The 632-nt window shown below is 30.7% G+C and carries 1 pseudogene; it reads left to right on the plus strand.

From position 1 onward, the window contains the following. Positions 1-420: 420 nt before the first annotated feature. Positions 421-632, plus strand: a pseudogene (locus tag V7149_RS16945) (sigma-70 family RNA polymerase sigma factor); the annotation flags it as partial.

The following is a 632-nucleotide window of genomic DNA, read 5'->3' on the forward strand; positions in this document are numbered from 1 at the left end:
GTACTTAAACTAATGGGTAGCGTTAGTTCAAGAAGAATTAAGTGATTTTCGGGTTAGGAACTTATTATAGGTATTCCATTAAAAGGCGCTTTCCTGGAACAAGGAAAAGCGCCTATTTTCATTATTGGGACAGATTGCTGAATAAGCAGAATTCCAATAAAATTGGTTGCTTTTCTTGAAATGGTTAGTGCCTGTTTTCGACTATAGTACAATTTAGTTGAATGAAAAATAGAATAAAATTAAATTGCCGAGGTCTGTTATTACTAAATATATCAATGATATCCTTCCTTTTATGAGCTAAGGAAAAAAATAATCTATACATAATAACAAAAAAGTTAAAAAAATAGAATTTCTTGATAGAAATAGGGCCAATGATTACGTAATAAGGAGTGTAGGGGGACACTTACAGGGAGGAAATAGATGAAAATAAACGATAGTAACGTTGTACAACAGTTAACAAAAAGAAATGAAAAAGCTTTATACTATATCATCGATTGTTACGGAGGTTTGATAAAGAAAGTTATCCAAAAGTACTTGTACAATTTAGAATCTATTCAAGAGGAATGTTTGGATGATGTACTACTTCTTATCTGGGAAAATATTCATTCATATGACCAAAGTAGAAATTCACT

The organism is Bacillus sp. JJ1503, assembly GCF_036965125.1.
GTDB lineage: Bacteria > Bacillota > Bacilli > Bacillales > Cytobacillaceae > Cytobacillus.